Annotated in this window: 15 protein-coding genes; 7 read left to right on the top strand and 8 right to left on the bottom strand. The window is 73.3% G+C overall.

The annotated features are described in order from the left end of the window. Window positions 1–10: 10 nt before the first annotated feature. A complete protein-coding gene (locus tag ACFWJ4_RS01055) occupies window positions 11–1,357 on the bottom strand; it encodes a PLP-dependent aminotransferase family protein (RefSeq protein WP_380538035.1) in 1,347 nt (448 codons plus the stop codon). A gap of 156 nt (window positions 1,358–1,513) precedes the next feature. On the opposite strand from ACFWJ4_RS01055, the gene ACFWJ4_RS01060 reads away from it, so the two are divergent. Beyond that, entirely contained in the window at window positions 1,514–2,176 is a 663-nt protein-coding gene (locus tag ACFWJ4_RS01060; RefSeq protein ID WP_380538037.1) for a LysE family translocator, read from the top strand. A gap of 49 nt (window positions 2,177–2,225) precedes the next feature. On the opposite strand, the gene ACFWJ4_RS01065 is transcribed toward ACFWJ4_RS01060, so the two are convergent. The 4 genes from ACFWJ4_RS01065 to ACFWJ4_RS01080 all read right to left on the bottom strand — a co-directional run bounded on the left by ACFWJ4_RS01065 (window position 2,226) and on the right by ACFWJ4_RS01080 (window position 5,149). Beyond that, window positions 2,226–3,281 carry a serine hydrolase domain-containing protein gene (locus ACFWJ4_RS01065; protein WP_380538039.1) on the bottom strand — a complete coding sequence of 352 codons (1,056 nt, stop codon included), beginning with the start codon at window positions 3,279–3,281 and terminating at the stop codon, window positions 2,226–2,228. Beyond that, window positions 3,278–4,231 (bottom strand): DUF6895 family protein, encoded by a 954-nt coding sequence (locus ACFWJ4_RS01070; protein WP_380538041.1) that lies wholly within the window; start codon window positions 4,229–4,231, stop codon window positions 3,278–3,280. Before ACFWJ4_RS01070 ends, ACFWJ4_RS01065 begins: the two co-directional genes overlap by 4 nt. After that, window positions 4,228–4,941, bottom strand: coding sequence for a hypothetical protein (locus ACFWJ4_RS01075; RefSeq protein WP_380538042.1), 714 nt, complete (start codon window positions 4,939–4,941; stop codon window positions 4,228–4,230). Before ACFWJ4_RS01075 ends, ACFWJ4_RS01070 begins: the two co-directional genes overlap by 4 nt. An 82-nt stretch (window positions 4,942–5,023) precedes the next feature. Beyond that, window positions 5,024–5,149 (bottom strand): hypothetical protein, encoded by a 126-nt coding sequence (locus tag ACFWJ4_RS01080; protein WP_380349161.1) that lies wholly within the window; start codon window positions 5,147–5,149, stop codon window positions 5,024–5,026. A 233-nt stretch (window positions 5,150–5,382) separates the two neighbouring features. Between ACFWJ4_RS01080 and ACFWJ4_RS01085 the strand changes: the two genes are divergently transcribed. Both ACFWJ4_RS01085 and ACFWJ4_RS01090 read left to right on the top strand, forming a co-directional pair. Beyond that, complete coding sequence (locus tag ACFWJ4_RS01085; protein ID WP_380538044.1) at window positions 5,383–6,156, top strand: SDR family NAD(P)-dependent oxidoreductase; 774 nt, start codon at window positions 5,383–5,385, stop codon at window positions 6,154–6,156. A gap of 207 nt (window positions 6,157–6,363) precedes the next feature. Further along, the gene (locus ACFWJ4_RS01090; RefSeq protein ID WP_380538046.1) at window positions 6,364–8,202 is read left to right on the top strand and encodes an ABC transporter ATP-binding protein; all 1,839 of its coding nucleotides are present in this window, start codon (window positions 6,364–6,366) and stop codon (window positions 8,200–8,202) included. A gap of 79 nt (window positions 8,203–8,281) precedes the next feature. Here the strand turns inward: ACFWJ4_RS01090 and ACFWJ4_RS01095 are convergent, their stop codons facing one another. After that, window positions 8,282–8,950: a lysophospholipid acyltransferase family protein gene (locus ACFWJ4_RS01095; RefSeq protein ID WP_359898578.1), complete on the bottom strand. Its 669-nt coding sequence runs from the start codon at window positions 8,948–8,950 to the stop codon at window positions 8,282–8,284. Window positions 8,951–9,125: 175 nt separating this feature from the next. On the opposite strand from ACFWJ4_RS01095, the gene ACFWJ4_RS01100 reads away from it, so the two are divergent. Beyond that, window positions 9,126–9,338, top strand: a complete 213-nt coding sequence (locus ACFWJ4_RS01100; RefSeq protein WP_359898577.1) for an EF-hand domain-containing protein — start codon at window positions 9,126–9,128, stop codon at window positions 9,336–9,338. Window positions 9,339–9,441: 103 nt separating this feature from the next. On the opposite strand, the gene ACFWJ4_RS01105 is transcribed toward ACFWJ4_RS01100, so the two are convergent. Beyond that, window positions 9,442–11,643 carry a CDP-glycerol glycerophosphotransferase family protein gene (locus tag ACFWJ4_RS01105; RefSeq protein ID WP_380538048.1) on the bottom strand — a complete coding sequence of 734 codons (2,202 nt, stop codon included), beginning with the start codon at window positions 11,641–11,643 and terminating at the stop codon, window positions 9,442–9,444. Between the two features lie 923 nt (window positions 11,644–12,566). On the opposite strand from ACFWJ4_RS01105, the gene ACFWJ4_RS01110 reads away from it, so the two are divergent. Continuing rightward, the gene (locus tag ACFWJ4_RS01110; protein WP_049650625.1) at window positions 12,567–12,833 is read left to right on the top strand and encodes a hypothetical protein; all 267 of its coding nucleotides are present in this window, start codon (window positions 12,567–12,569) and stop codon (window positions 12,831–12,833) included. A 274-nt stretch (window positions 12,834–13,107) separates the two neighbouring features. Then, on the top strand, window positions 13,108–13,569 hold the full coding sequence (locus ACFWJ4_RS01115) for a YjbQ family protein (RefSeq protein ID WP_380538050.1): 462 nt from the start codon (window positions 13,108–13,110) through the stop codon (window positions 13,567–13,569). Between the two features lie 68 nt (window positions 13,570–13,637). On the opposite strand, the gene ACFWJ4_RS01120 is transcribed toward ACFWJ4_RS01115, so the two are convergent. Then, window positions 13,638–14,192: a DUF1990 family protein gene (locus ACFWJ4_RS01120; RefSeq protein WP_380538051.1), complete on the bottom strand. Its 555-nt coding sequence runs from the start codon at window positions 14,190–14,192 to the stop codon at window positions 13,638–13,640. Window positions 14,193–14,418: 226 nt separating this feature from the next. On the opposite strand from ACFWJ4_RS01120, the gene ACFWJ4_RS01125 reads away from it, so the two are divergent. Then, window positions 14,419–14,637 (top strand): hypothetical protein, encoded by a 219-nt coding sequence (locus tag ACFWJ4_RS01125; RefSeq protein WP_380538053.1) that lies wholly within the window; start codon window positions 14,419–14,421, stop codon window positions 14,635–14,637. Window positions 14,638–14,649: the final 12 nt, after the last annotated feature.

Consider the following 14,649-nt stretch of genomic DNA (forward strand, 5'->3'; position numbering starts at 1 on the left):
TTGAAATCTGTCAGCTGTCAGCCGCTCGCCGCTCACCCGCCCCCTCCGCGATCCCCGCCAGCGTCTCCAGCGCCCGCGCGAGCACCGGCAGCGGCGGGGACGCGAGCCCGACCCGGACGGCGGAGGGCGAGCGCCGGGGGTCGACGGCGAAGGCCGCCGCGGGCGTGACCGAGATCCCGGCACGCGCGGCCTCCGCGACGAAGGCCTCCGCCCGTCGGCCCGTCGGCAGCTCCCACCACAGGTAGTACGAGCAGGGGTCGGACCGCAGCCGTCGTCCCGTCAGCACCTCGCGGGCCAGCAGCTGCCGGGCCCTCGCGTCGGCCCGTTTCGCCGTCTCCACCGAGGCCAGCGTGCCGTCCCCGATCCAGCGCACCGCCGCCTCCAGCGCGAAACCGCTCGGCGTCCACCCGCCCGAGCGCAGCGCCCCCGCCACCCGCTCGCGCAGCGCCGCCGGGACGACCGCGAACCCGGTGGTCAGCCCCGGGGCGAGCCGCTTGGAGAGGCTGTCCACGAGCACGGTGCGCTCCGGCGCGAGCGCGGCCAGCGGCGCGAGCTCGGGCCGCAGGAAGGACCAGATGGCGTCCTCGACCACCGGCAGGTCGAGCCGTCGCAGCACCGCGACGAGTGCCACCGCCCGCTCCTGCGGCAGGCTCGCGCCGAGTGGGTTCTGCAGGCGCGGCTGGACGTACACCGCGCGCAGCGGCCCGGCCCGGTGGGCGGCGGCCACGGCCTCCGGCAGCAGTCCGTGCTCGTCCACGGCCAGCGGCACCAGTACGATGCCCAGCCGATCCGCCACCGCCTTGACCACCGGATAGGTCAGCTCCTCCACGCCCAGCCGCTGCCCGGGCGGCACCAGCGCGGACAGGGCCCCGGCGATGGCCTGCCGCCCGTTGCCGGCGAACAGCAGTCGCTCCGCCCCGACCTCCCAGGAGCCGGCCGACACCAGGCCCGCGAACGCCCGCCGGGCCGCGACCGTCCCGGCCGCGCCGACCGGCCGCAAGGCGTCGCCCAGCGCGTCCGGACGCAGCAGCGGCGCCAGGGCGCCCGCCAGCAGCTCGGCCTGCCCGGGGACGGAGGGGTAGTTGAGCTCCAGGTCCACGGGGGCGGCGGCCGGCTCCGCGAGCGGCACCCGGGCGCCGTCCGGTGCGCGCCCGGCCCGGACGAACGTCCCGCGCCCGACCTCCCCGACGGTCAGCCCGCGCCGGGCCAGTTCCCGGTAGACGCGTCCGGCGGTCGAGTTGGCGATGCCCCGGCTGCGCGCGAAGGCGCGCTGGGTGGGCAGCTGCTGGCCGGGCCGCAGTCGCCCGTCCGCGATCTCGGCGGCGATCCGGTCGGCGATCAGGCGGTAGTCGTCCATCGGCGGTCGGCCTCCAGAGGTCCCTCGTTGCTCGCTGACTCGCGCACCAGCCCAAGCACCAGCCCAAGCACCAGCCCATGCGCCGGCCCGGTCCGCATTGCACCGAGTGCAAAGTCATCATTGCATCGACCCGATGGTCCGTCCTAGCCTCCTCGCATGGACGCGTTGACATCGGCCGTGGACGGCCGGGCCGTACTCGGGATCGCCGCCGTGGCCCTGGGCATGGTGCTGTCGCCCGGGCCCAACATGATCTACCTGGTCTCGCGCTCGATCGCGCAGGGCCGTCGCGCCGGGCTGATCTCGCTGACCGGGGTCGCGGCCGGCTTCCTGGTCTACCTGGTCGCGGTGACGGCGGGAGTGGCCGCGGTGTTCTCCGTGGTGCCCGCCCTCTACACCGCGATCAAGCTGGCCGGCGCCGGGTACCTGCTCTGGCTGGCCTGGAAGGCGGTCAAGCCGGGCGGCACGGCGGTCTTCGCCCCGCAGCAGCTGCCGCCGGACCCGCCGCGTCGGCTGTTCGCGATGGGCTTCCTGACCTGCCTGCTCAACCCCAAGATCGCCATCATGTACATCTCGCTGCTGCCCCAGTTCGTGGCCCCGGAGCGCGGCCACGTCGCCGTGCAGAGCCTGCTGCTGGGTCTGGTTCAGATCGCGATCGCGATCACCGTCAACGGCCTGATCGCGGTGAGCGCGGGCGGCATCGCGGCCTTCCTCAACCGCCGCCCCGGCTGGCTGCGGATCCAGCGCTACGCGATGGGCACCGTCCTCGCCGGCCTCGCCGTGCACATCGCCGCCGACCGCGCCAAGGCCGTGGCGGTCTGAAGCCATGGTGCTCCGAGGCCGCAGCGGTCCAGGTGCGAGGTGCGAGGTGTTACGTGCTATGGCCGGTGGCGGTCCGCAGCACCTCGTACCCCGCCTGGACGAAGCGTCCGCCGCGCTTCGGGCCGGTGTTGGCGAGGGCCGCCACGGCGGTCGCGCCCGTTGGAGAGAACCCGACGAAGGCGGTGAACCCCCGGGTCGCGCCGGTGTGGAAGTACAGCTCGCGCCCGCCCGAGCGGCGGTGGTTCCACACCAGGCACAGCTCGTCGGGGGAGTGCGGAAGCCGTAGCCTGACCCGTTGGACCTCGGCCAGCGGCGTACCCAACTCGCCGCCCTTCTGGCCGAGATGGGCCTGGAGGTAGCGCAGCAGGTCGCTTCCGCTGGCCCGTACCGCGCCCGCGCCCGGCAGTCCGGGGATCCGCCAGGTCGGCATCGCCCGTCCACGCCGGTAACCGGTCGCCCGGCTCGGCTCGTCCGGCGAGTCCGGCTCGTCCGGTTCGTCCGGCGCGCAAGTGGTGGCATCGAGTCCCAGTGGCACCAGGACCCGCTTGGCGAGCAGCTCCCCGTACGGCAGTCCGCCCGTCTCGGCCAGCAGTCGCCCGAGCAGTCCGACCCCGTAGTTGGAGTACCGGTACATGCTGCCAGGCCTGCCGCGCACGGTGGTTCGGGCCAGAGCGGTTCTCAACCGGTCGTCGCCGAACGCCGCGTACGGGTTGGTCTGCCAGGTGGGCACGGCTCCGGCGAGCAGTCCGGGGGGCAACCCGGGCAGCCCCGAGGTGTGGGTGGCGAGGTGCAGCAGCCGGATCGGCTCGGGGGAGCGGACGGTCATCGGACGCCAGTCGGGAGGCAGTCGGTGTTCGACCGGGTCGTCGAGGGCGAGTTCGCCGCGCGTGGCCAGGTCGGCGAGCAGCAGCGCGGTGAACGTCTTGCTGACCGAGCCGAGTTCGAAGACGGTGTCCGGGGTGCATGCTGCCGCCCGCCCTCGCGCGAGGCGCCCGAAGCATCGCACGTCCCCATGCCCTTCGCGCGCCACGGCCACGGTGACCGCGGTCGCGTACGGCGCGGCCGCCCGCACTGCCGCACGGACGGCCGTGTCGAGTTCGTTCATGCGGCCGCGATGTCAGCGGTTTCGGCGCCGTCCGCGCCGCCGAGTGCCCGGGAGAGTGCGACCGTCGAGGCCACGACCGCGACCACGGCGGTGTGTTCGTGTGCGCGGATGGCCAACTCCTCGTCGTCCTCGATCGGTTCGTTGTCCCGGGGCACCAGGCCGTCCGCCCTCTGCACCGAGGCCAGGGCCTCCCAGCCGGTCCGCCCGGTGATGGGTTCCCCGATGCACGAGTCGACGATCAGCAACTCGCCGACCAGGTCCCACTCCCCGATCTCCAGCCAGATGTCGAGCCAGACCGGCAGCCAGTCGTGCAGGTAGTCCCGCATCGGTTCGGGCAGGTCCTGGGGTCGGGCGCCCCAGTCGGTGAGGTGGAAGACGGTGTGGGTGACCTGGTAGGCGGTGGACCAGGAGACGGTCCAGGGCTCGGGGAGCGCGCCGAGCCAGGTGCGGGCGGCGAGCGCGGCCCAGTCCGGCCGGTGGCTGAGTCCGATGATCCGACGCGCGTTGGCCACGGCCAGGTGCCGGCTGCCCTGGATCTCGACGGCGTGCACGGCCCGCAGCCGGCTGAGTGATTCGAGCAACTCCTCCAGTGCGGCGTGCCGGTGGCCGAGCCGGGCGAAGTGGGCGTACGTCTCCAGCGGGTCCGTGATGGTGACGTACCGCAGCTGGCGCTCGTAGAGCATGTCGCCCTCGCGCAGCTGGCCCCAGGCGGTCGTGAGGAGGTCGCGCGCGGCATGGATGTCGTGCGGTCCGGCGACCCCGTCGCGCAGCACCAGGGAGGAGGCCATCGCGACCTCGCAGAGCGGCTTGTAGATGTCGTCCGGTTCGGAGAGGTTGATGACGCTGTTGTCCGCGAACTTGCCGTAGCTGCCCTGGTACGAGGTGTGCAGCCAGGACAGCGCGCGGGTGCCGAGCTGTTGGGCGATGGTGAGCGTCTGGGTGTCGGTCATGCCGGGCTTCCCTCCAACAGGCGCTGGGCGACGGCGAGTTCGAGGCGCGTCCGGACGGCTCCGATGCCGACCAGGCGGGTCCGGTCCAGGACCGGTTCGACCTCGAGCCGTGGCGGGAGCCCCTCGGCGCTCGTCCAGGCGAGCCAGCGGGCGAGCCGTACGGCGGTGGTGAAGTCCCGTCGGAGCATGGAGCGGACGGTGCCGTGGGCGAGGTGCAGGGTTCCGGAGCGGGCGGCGTCGTGCACCGGACCGTCCAGTCCGGGCAGTGCGAGCACGGACAACTGCGCCATCCGTACCGACCAGGACTGCCAGCCCAGGTCGGCCGGTCCGGGCATGGGGGAGGGCGGTGAGGCCGGTGCGGCGTCCCCGTACGGTGTGCGGGCGAGCAACCGGTCGATCGCCCAGTCCTGCCAGGCGATGACCAGCGCGGCCTCGGCGGATGCCGGTGCCGGGGCGGGGAAGGCCCGTCGGGCCTCGGCGAGCAGCGCGGCGGTGGGTCCGTCGGGCTCGGCCCCGGCGAGCAGTTGCGGGGTGAAGAGGTCGGCGCCGAGCACGCGCACCGCGGCCAGCAGTGGGCGGGGCGCGGCGGTGTCCGGGTCCGCGAGTGCGGCCGCACCCCCGGCGCCCCGGAGGGCGTCGAGGGTCCGGCCGGCCACCCGCTCGACCGCCGCGGCGTACTCGTCACGGAGAGGGGTTTCGGCGAACGGCATGGTGGTGAGCTACTCCTTCAGGAGACTCGGGGCGGGCGCGGGGGCCCCAGGGGCGCACGGCCCGGTGGGGCGGGGGCCCCGGCTACCTGATCGGCTTCTCCTTCGGTCCCTTCGGGGAGAGCAGGACCAGGCCGAGCAGGAGCAGGAGCCCCGCGGCCTCGGGCGAGTACGTGGGCGCGTCGGACACGACGGCCTCTTCCTCCACCATCAGGCTCGCGAGTGTCTCGGCCTCAAGCGTCGTGCTGCGTGCCGTCGTTGCCGTTCCGGTCCGGAACTGAGTAAGCATCAGAAGTGCCTCCTCGTCTGGATTTCACCGCCCGGTCGGACGATGCCCCCGTTCGACAGTACGAGCACCTCCGGTGACCTGCATCCGCAGCCCGCTGAGCTGGGGCATTGCCCTGGATGTGGGCCCTGTCGCGGCGAGTCGGTACGGTCGGGGGCATGACCACAGCCTTGATCACCGGCGCGACCGCCGGCATCGGAGCCGCCTTCGCCCGCCGGCTCGCCCGCAGCGGCTACCAGCTCGTGCTGGTGGCCCGGGACACCGAGCGCCTGGAGCGCGCAGCCGCCGACCTGCACGGCAGGTACGGCATCGAGGCGGAGGTGCTGGCCGCCGACCTCGCGACGGACGAGGGCATCGGCGCCGTGGAGGCCCGGCTCGCCGACGCCGCCCGCCCGGTGGACCTCCTGGTCAACAACGCCGGCTTCGGCAACAAGGGCGCCTTCGGCACGGTTCCGCTCCAGGACGAGCTGGCCATGCTGAAGGTGCACATCGAGGCGATCCTGCGGCTGACCACGGCCGCCCTGCCCGGCATGCGGGAGCGCGGCCGCGGTGCGATCGTCAATGTCGCCTCGGTGGCGGCCTTCCTGCCGCGCGGCACGTACGGCGCGAGCAAGGCCTGGGTGGTGAGCTTCACCCAGGGCGTGCTGCGCGACCTCGGCGGTACGGGCGTGCGGATGATGGCGCTGTGCCCGGGCTTCACCCGGACCGAGTTCCACCAGCGGGCCGGGATGGGCACCGGCAACATCCCGTCCTGGTCCTGGCTCTCCGCCGACCGGGTGGTGGACGAGGCGATGCGCGACCTGGCCCGCGGTCGGTCCGTGTCCGTGCCGGGCAAGCGGTACAAGGCCGCCGTGGCCATCGCGCGGGTGCTGCCCTCCGGCAAGCTCGGCGGGCTCTCCTCGAAGGCGGCGCGCACCTACCGGACCAACTGACGGCCGGGGCGGTCGGGCGGTCGGCCGGCCGGGGCAGTCGGGCGCGGATCCCGGCCGGCCGGTCGGCTGGTCGGCCGGTCCGGGGGTCGGCGGGAGCCGAGGAATAGAGCAACCCTCACTATTAGCTTGTCTAACTATGAGCTATCCTCGCTATGCTGACCCCAGTCCGACCGTCCGCCCGACCGTCCCACCCAGGGAGGCCCGTCCTTGAGGCCCACCGCCATCGACTGGACCCCGCCCGAGCGAGCCGAGGGCGATCCCCGCCCCTCGGCCGAGTGGCGCCGCATCCTCGCGCTCTTCCGCCCGTACCGGGGCCGCCTGACCGTCGTCGGGCTGCTGGTGGCCGCCTCCGCGGTGGTCTCGGTCGTCTCCCCGTTCCTGCTCAGGGCCGTCCTGGACATCGCCATCCCGCAGGGCCGCACCGGGCTGCTCAGCCTGCTCGCGCTCGGGATGATCCTGACCGCCGTGGTGAACAGCGTCTTCAACGTCCTCCAGACGCTGATCTCCACCACCGTCGGCCAGCGCGTGATGCACGACCTGCGCACCTCCGTCTACGGCCACCTCCAGCGGCAGTCGCTGGCCTTCTTCACCCGAACCCGCACCGGCGAGGTGCAGTCCCGGATCGCCAACGACATCGGCGGCATGCAGTCGACGGTGACCTCCACCGCGACCAGCCTGGTCTCCAACCTGACCGCGGTGGTCGCCTCCGTCGTCGCCATGGTCGCCCTCGACTGGCGGCTGACCGTCGTCTCGCTGCTGCTGCTCCCGCTGTTCGTCTGGATCAGCCGCCGGGTCGGCCGGGAGCGCAAGAAGATCACCACCGAGCGGCAGAAGCAGCTGGCCGCGATGAGCTCGGCGGTCCAGGAGTCGCTGTCGGTCAGCGGCATCCTGCTCGGCCGCACGATGGGCCGCTCCGGTTCGCTGGCCCGGGAGTTCACCGACCAGTCCGACCAGCTCGCGGACCTGGAGGTGCGGGCCAGCATGGCCGGGCGCTGGCGGATGAACACCATCATGATCGTGATGGCCGCGATGCCCGCGCTGATCTACTGGGCGGCCGGGCTGACCTCCGCCGCCGGCGCGCCGATCGTCTCGGTCGGCACCCTGGTCGCCTTCGTCACCCTCCAGCAGGGCCTCTTCCGCCCGACCGTCAGCCTGCTCTCCACGGGCGTGGACGTGCAGACCTCCCTGGCGCTCTTCCAGCGCATCTTCGAGTACCTCGACCTGCCGGTGGAGATCGACGAACCGGCCGACCCGGTCACCCTGACGGGCATCCGCGGCGAGGTCCGCTTCAAGGACGTCGACTTCCGCTACGACCCGGAGCAGGAGCGCCCGACCCTGGCCGGCGTCGACCTCACCGTCCCGGCCGGGAGCTCACTGGCCGTGGTCGGGGAGACCGGCTCGGGCAAGACCACCCTCAGCTACCTCGTGCCGCGGCTGTACGACGTCACCGGCGGGCAGGTCGCCCTGGACGGCGTGGACGTGCGCGAACTGTCCTTCGACACCCTGGCCAGAGCGGTCGGCGTGGTCTCCCAGGAGACCTACCTCTTCCACGCCTCGGTCGCCGAGAACCTGCGCTTCGCCAAGCCCGGCGCCGACGACGCGGAACTGGTCGAGGCCGCCCGGGCCGCGCAGATCCACGACACCATCGCCGCCCTCCCGGACGGCTACGACACCCTGGTCGGCGAGCGCGGCTATCGCTTCTCCGGTGGCGAGAAGCAGCGCCTCGCGCTCGCCCGGACGATCCTGCGCAACCCGCCGGTGCTGATCCTCGACGAGGCCACCAGCGCGCTCGACAACCGCACCGAGCGCGCCGTCCAGCAGGCCGTGGACACCCTGGCCGCCGGCCGCACCACGATCACCATCGCACACCGGCTCTCCACCGTCCGCGCCGCCGACCAGATAGCCGTCCTGGACCACGGCGAGGTGGTCGAACTCGGCACCCACGAGGAGCTGGTGGCGCTGGACGGCCGGTACGCGGCGCTGCTGCGCCGGGAAGTGCCGGAGGCCGCCGGGCAGCCCGAACCGGCCGTGCTCGGGCGCGCGTGACGACCCGGGCGCGGGCGCGTGCGACGACCCGGGGCGCGGGTGCGAGCGTGGGCGTGCGCGCCGGTGGCGGACGCGGCGGTCAGGCCGCCTTCGGCACCTCGTTGTAGCTCTCCGCGACCTCCTGGCCGGAGAGCCGCTGGATGGCCGCCATGACCTCGTCGGTCACCTGCCGACGGGCCTTCAGCGAACGGGCCTGCCCGTGCAGCTCGTCGAAGTGCAGCGGCTCGCCGAAGCGGACCGTCACCTTCTTCAGCCGCGGGATCCGCTTGCCCACCGGCAGGATCTGCTCCGGACCCTCCAGCGCCACCGGCACGACCGGCACGCCCGCGGTCAGCGCGAGCCAGGCGACGCCCGTCTTGCCCCGGTAGAGCCGGCCGTCCAGCGAGCGGGTGCCCTCGGGGTAGATGCCGAAGGCCTTGCCGTCCTCCAGGATCTCCAGCGCCGACTCCAGCGACGCCTGAGCGGAACGGTAGGTGCCGCGCTCGACCGGCACGGCGCCGATGGCCTCGAAGAAGTCCTTGGAGAGCCGGCCCTTGAGCCCGGTGCCGGTGAAGTACTCGGCCTTCGCGAGGAAGTGGACCCGGCGCGGGGCGGTCAGCGGGATCACCACGCTGTCGATGAAGGACAGGTGGTTGCTGGCCAGGATCACCCCGCCCTTGCGCGGCACGTTCTCGATTCCCTCGATGGCCGGCCGCCAGATCCCCCGCGAGACCGGTTTCAGCACCAACTTGGTGACGAGGTCGAGCACGATTCCCTCCCTGGACGAACGACCGCCCGGGAGGAGCCCGGGCCTGCAATCAGATCCGCAGACTACGACACCCACCCCCGCGCACGTCCACTCCCGGCGACCGTGGCGCACGCCACGGCCGGGTAGGGTACGGCCGTCCGAACCGAGCGACACCCGCAGTACCCAGGAGGGCACGATGGAGACCACCGAGGCGATCAAGGCCTTTTTCGACCGTTTCGACAAGGACGGCGACGGCAGGATCACCCCGGCCGAGTACGCCCTGGCCGCCAACGAGATGGGCGACCACGACGTCACCATCTCGATGGCCGAGGCGCTGATCCACAGCATGGACACCAACCACGACGGCGTCCTGACCTTCGAGGAGTTCCTGGCCGCCCGCCGGCGCTGAACCCGCGCCGACGGGGCCGGTCGCCGTACCGGCGGCACCGGCCCCGTCCGGAGGCCCCCGCTGTTCTCCGCAGGGTCCTCCGCAGTGTCCTCTGCAGGGGCCGCTACTCCTCCACCGGGAACACCCGGCGCACCACCCGCTCCGAGGCCCCGCCGTCGTCCCAGACGCAGAACTTCGCCCGGAACCGCGCCCGCGCCGCTGGCCCCGGGTCGCCCGCCAGCAGCGCCCGCGCCAGCCCGTCCGCGTCCACCGTGACCGCGCCCGGCGGCTCCGCGAACAGGTCGAAGTAGACGCCGCGTTCCCGCTGGTACTCCTCCCAGTCCGGGGCGAAGATCACCACCGGCCGGTCCAGCACCGCGTAGTCGAACATCATCGACGAGTAGTCCGTCACCAGCACGTCCGCCGCGAGGTAGAGGTCCTCGACGGTCGGGTGCGCCGAGACGTCCACGATCCGCGCCGATTCCGCGCCGGCCGCCGACAGGTCGCCCGGACCGTCGGTGTGGAAGTAGTGGGTGCGCACCAGCAGCGTGAAGTCCGGGCCCAGCCGCCGGGCCAGCGCCGCCACGTCCAGCAGCGGCACGTAGCCGCCCTTGCTGCCGCGGTGGGTCGGCGCGTACAGCACCGCCCGGGTGTCCGGCCGCAGCCCGAGCCGCTCGCGCATCGCCCGGACCTCGTCCGGAGCGGCGTTCGCCAGCCGGTCGTTGCGCGGGTATCCGGTGTCCAGCATCTCGTACCGGCCGGGGAAGGCGCGGGCGAAGTGCCCGCTGGTGTGCGGGTTGGGGGAGACCAGGAAGTCCCAGCGGTCGACGGCCTCCTGGAGCAGCTCGAAGTCCATCCCCTCGGCCGCCGCCGGGTGGTCGCGCAGGTCCATGCCCATCGCCTTGAGCGGCGTGCCGTGCTGGGTCTGGACGTGCACCGTGCCCGGCCGCTTCGTCATGGTGCGGGGGAAGTTGACGTTGTTGACGAAGTACTTGGCGGTCGCCATCGCCCTGAGGTAGGCGGGGGTGTTGACGATCACGTGCGGAACCCCGGGCGGCAGCGCGGCGGCCTGGGCGCGGTTCTCCACCACCCACACGCCCCGGATCCGCGGGGCGAGTTCCTTCGCCTTCTCGTAGATCGCCGCCGGGCTGCACGCGTAACCCCGGTGCCAGTAGGCGGCGTAGACGGCGAGGTTCTCGTCCAGCGGCAGCCGGCGGAACGCGTTGTACGCGGTGAACCGGGCGCCGCTGCGCATCCCCTTCTTCACCGCGGGCGCCACCGCCCGCGCCCCGCGCTTGAGTTCGCGCGGCAGCCGCCCGGTGCGGCGCAGCTCCGCGTAGGCGATCCGGGCGCCGCGGGCGGCCAGCCGGTACTGCACGCCGCGCACCCCGCCGGGGAAGCGGTAGCCGGCCGGGCGGTGGCGGTCGAAGTGCCGGGCGATCCGCCGGAAGAAGTCCTTGCGCAGGTCGGCGGGGACCAGCCCGGGGGTGTCGTAGACGTTCAGCGCCTGGCGGACGGTCCGGTCGAAGACCAGGGTGCGCAGCGGGTCCGGGACCGGCCGGCCGGGGCGGTCCGGGCGGTCCAGGAAGGCGAAGATCGCGTCGTACTGGGCGAACACGTCCGCGTGCTTGGGGGAGGAGGTGGCGGTGATCGCGCCGTCCCGGCCGCGCCGGTAGAAGTAGCAGGGGCGGTCGAGGTAGCGCAGCCGCTCGGCGGCCAGCAGCGCCGGGTAGGTGACCGAGATGTCCTCGTAGTAGCCGCGGCCGAAGGAGACGCCGAGGCCGTCCAGGAACGCGCGGCGGAACAGCTTGTTCCACACCGACATCACGGTCTGGAACAGCGCCGGGTGCTCGGCCAGGGTGCAGCCCTCGACCAGCGGGGAGCCGGCCAGCACGTGGCGCCAGGGGTTGGGCTCCGTCCCGCCGTCCGGGTAGACGTGGGTGAAGTCGGTGATCAGCACGTCGGCGGGGGTCTCCCGGCGGCGCTCCTGCGTCAGCTCGTCCAGCAGCGCGCCGACCGTCCCCTCGGGCACCCAGTCGTCGCTGTCCACGAACCAGACGTACTCGCCGCGGGCCTGCGGCAGGGCGGCGGTGCGGGCGCCGCCGAGGCCCTGGTTCTCGGTGAGGTGCAGTACCCGCAGCCTGCTGTCGCGGGCCGCGTAGGCGTCCAGGATCGCGCCGGAGCCGTCGGGGGAGAGGTCGTCGACCGCGATCACCTCGAAGCGGGTCTCCGCGGCGGGGGTGTCGCCGAGGATCGAGTCGAGGCAGTGCGGGAGGTACCGCTCCACGCCGTGGACCGGGAGCACGATGCTGAGGAGGAGGGACACGCTGGCCGAGTGTACCGATCCACCGGGTGTCACCTGCGCGGACGTCCGGTGCGGGGCTTCCGGGGTGGTGGCCGGGGCGGTGACCGGGGGTGGCGGTGGTCGTGGGGCGAGGTTGTGGCGGCGGTGGGGCGGCTCGCGGCAGGGGCCGTGGTGCACCCGGAACCGCCGGTGCCGGGCCCCTTGCGGGGCGGCACCGGCAGTCAGGTGGCGGTCCGGCCGACCCTCGACGGCCGACCGCCGGTCCGGGCACCGCGCGAGCCGGGCCACCGCAGCGTCGAGGCGGCCGGGCAGTGGCTCGCGGGAGCCGGAGTTCTTCATCAATCGAACACACGCTTGGGTGCGGTGCGGGCACCGGCGTGTGCATCAGATACTGCTTGGAGGTTCGGCGGGAGTCAATCCCTCGAATGTGTTCACTTCCTGAAGTCGGTCGGTCACGGTGTCGGCCGGCGCCCGGTTCCGCCGGGCCGTGCACGGATCGGGCGCGGCAGACGCCCCCCGATGATCGCTTTGTCGATGTGGCGGCCGCCTCCCGGCTGTCCCCTATATGGCGGCGCGAGCGGGGCGCGGGGTGGGGTGCGGGTGGGTCGCGGGCCGGTTGCGGGCGGGTCCCGGGCGGGTCGTCGGTGGGGTGCGGGCGGGCCGCGGTGCCCGGATCCGCAGGGGCACCGCCGTGCGCCGGGCGCGTGTCGTGCGCGTGCCGTGCGTACGGTTGCCGCACCCGTGCCTGCCGGACCGGGTGACGGACGGCCGGTCGTGCACCATCATTGATGCCTAGTCGTGACCGGCCCGGTGGCCCCTGGTGCTTCGTCAGTTGACGCCGCACGATACGGTGGCACAACACCAAGGACGGTTGCGCGAAGGCCGTCCTTCACGGATAGTCTTCGCCTCACGGCCCTGGCGCCTCGTAGGGGTGGGAAAAACTGATGGAACACATGCAAGTGCGGACTCGGCCCCGCGTGCCGGCGATCCAGTGCGGTGTCGGCACGACCGGCCGCCGGATCGACCGACACCTGGCCGTGCTCGGCGCGCCCGCACTCCCGGCGGTGGACACCGCCGAAGCGCTCGGGTTGATAAGGGAGCTCACGCCGCGCGGCGCCGAGGCCCCGACGACCCGTCGTCGCCACACCAGGATCTCGCTGCTGACGCCGCTGCGTCGGCTGCGGCGGAGCCTCTTCGGCGGGCGCGGCTAGTTCGACCGGCGCGGTACGGGTCCCTCCCCGCCGCCCGGTCGGGAACCGACCCGGTGGACCGTCCGGTCCACCGGGTCTTCGGTGTGTCCGGACGATGTCCCGGGTTCGGGTCCGGTGGGGGCTCCGGTGAAGGCCCCGGGCGAGGGCTCCGGCGCGTGCCGCACCGTCCGGGTGATGTGGTCTGAACCTTTCACCCTACGCGAGTTCGCCTCCCCGGCGCGGCGAGTCGGCGAGGGAGTACGCCCGGCCCGCTGACCTGGGACAGGATGGCGCCATGGCGGACAACAACCACTCCACCCGGACCGGCTCCTTCCCGGACACCACCTTCCAGAGCGGCACCATCGAGATCACCACCGGCAACCGCGAGGTCGCGCTCGACATCACCGACCGCTGCGCCGCGTTCCTCGACGAACGGGCCACCGGGCGCGACGGCCTGCTCAACATCTTCGTCCCGCACGCCACCGCGGGGATCGCGGTGCTGGAGACCGGCTCCGGCAGCGACGACGACTTCCTCGCCACCCTGCGCGACCTGCTCCCGGCCGACGACCGCTGGCGCCACCGGCACGGCAGCCCCGGCCACGGCCGGGACCACGTGGTGCCCGGCCTGGTCGCCCCGCACGCCACCCTGCCGGTCCTCGGCGGCCAACTGGCCCTCGGCGTCTGGCAGTCGGTGGTGCTGATCGACACCAACGGGGACAACCCGCGCCGGACCGTCCGGCTGTCCTTCCTCGGTTGACCGTGGCGCGGTGCGCGCGGGGCCCGGGCGCGCTCGGCGGGTTCGATGGGGTCGGCGGGCTTAGCGACTCAGCGGACGTGCGAGGCCACCGCGGCGAGGTAGCGCTCGATCGCCAGGTGCTGGCAGAGCAGGGCCACCGGGCGGCCCAGCCTGGCGTACCAGGCGGACAGCCGGGAGAACGCGGTGACCTCGAACCACACCTCGCCGTCGGCGTCCATCGACACCAGGAACGCCTCCTCGCCGCGCTCGGGGTGCCCGGGGAGGGTTCCGTACCCGAACCCGATCCGGTCCGGCTCGTCCACCGTCCACACCACCCGGCAGGGGATCACCAGCCGCGGCCGCCGGCTCCCCGGCAGGTTCAGTCGCAGCAGCACCGTCCCGCCCTCCCGGGCCGGGCCGGCGGGGTACACCGCGAAGCCGGTGCCCAACTGGCTGCCCCAGTCGAGCACGTACCGACCGGCCCGCTCCAGAACCTCCGCGCCGCGCCCCAGGTGGACCCGCCGTCGCAGGTGGGCGTAGCCGTCCGGCAGTCGTCCGCCCCCGCCCCGGGTGGCGCCCACCTCGGGGTACGACGGGGCGGTGGCGTGGGCGGCGAGGAGACGTCGGTGCAGGTCGGTGGGCATGCCGGTCACGGTAGCCGCCGGGCCGGAGGGGGCCTGCGGCGGGGCGGGACGGGTTCCAGCGGGCGGGCTTCAGTGGATGAATGACAGCGAACAGATTTCAGATGACGGATTTCAGCGAACGTTTTCTGAAATCTGTTCGCTGTCATTCGTCCGCCGGGACGCTCGGGCCGGCTCGGCCGGGGCCGAGCCTGTTGCAGCTCAGCGGGGAGCGGAGTAGGAAGGCGGCATGAACGACACCGGTACGAACCAGGAAGCGGCCGTCTGCGAACTCGTGTCCGAGGGCGAAGCGGAGGCGGCGCTGCGGCACGACCCGAAGGCGACCGGGCCGCGCGCCGACTGCGTGCTGTGCGGGGAACCGACCGAACTGCCCGCCGACCGGCCCGGCAGCACCCTCTGCCCGGTGTGCGCCTGGCAGCAGGCGCAGCGGATCGCCTGCTCGGGCTGAACCACGGCCGAC

The organism is Kitasatospora sp. NPDC127067 (assembly GCF_042724755.1).
Lineage (GTDB): Bacteria > Actinomycetota > Actinomycetes > Streptomycetales > Streptomycetaceae > Kitasatospora > Kitasatospora lactacystinica.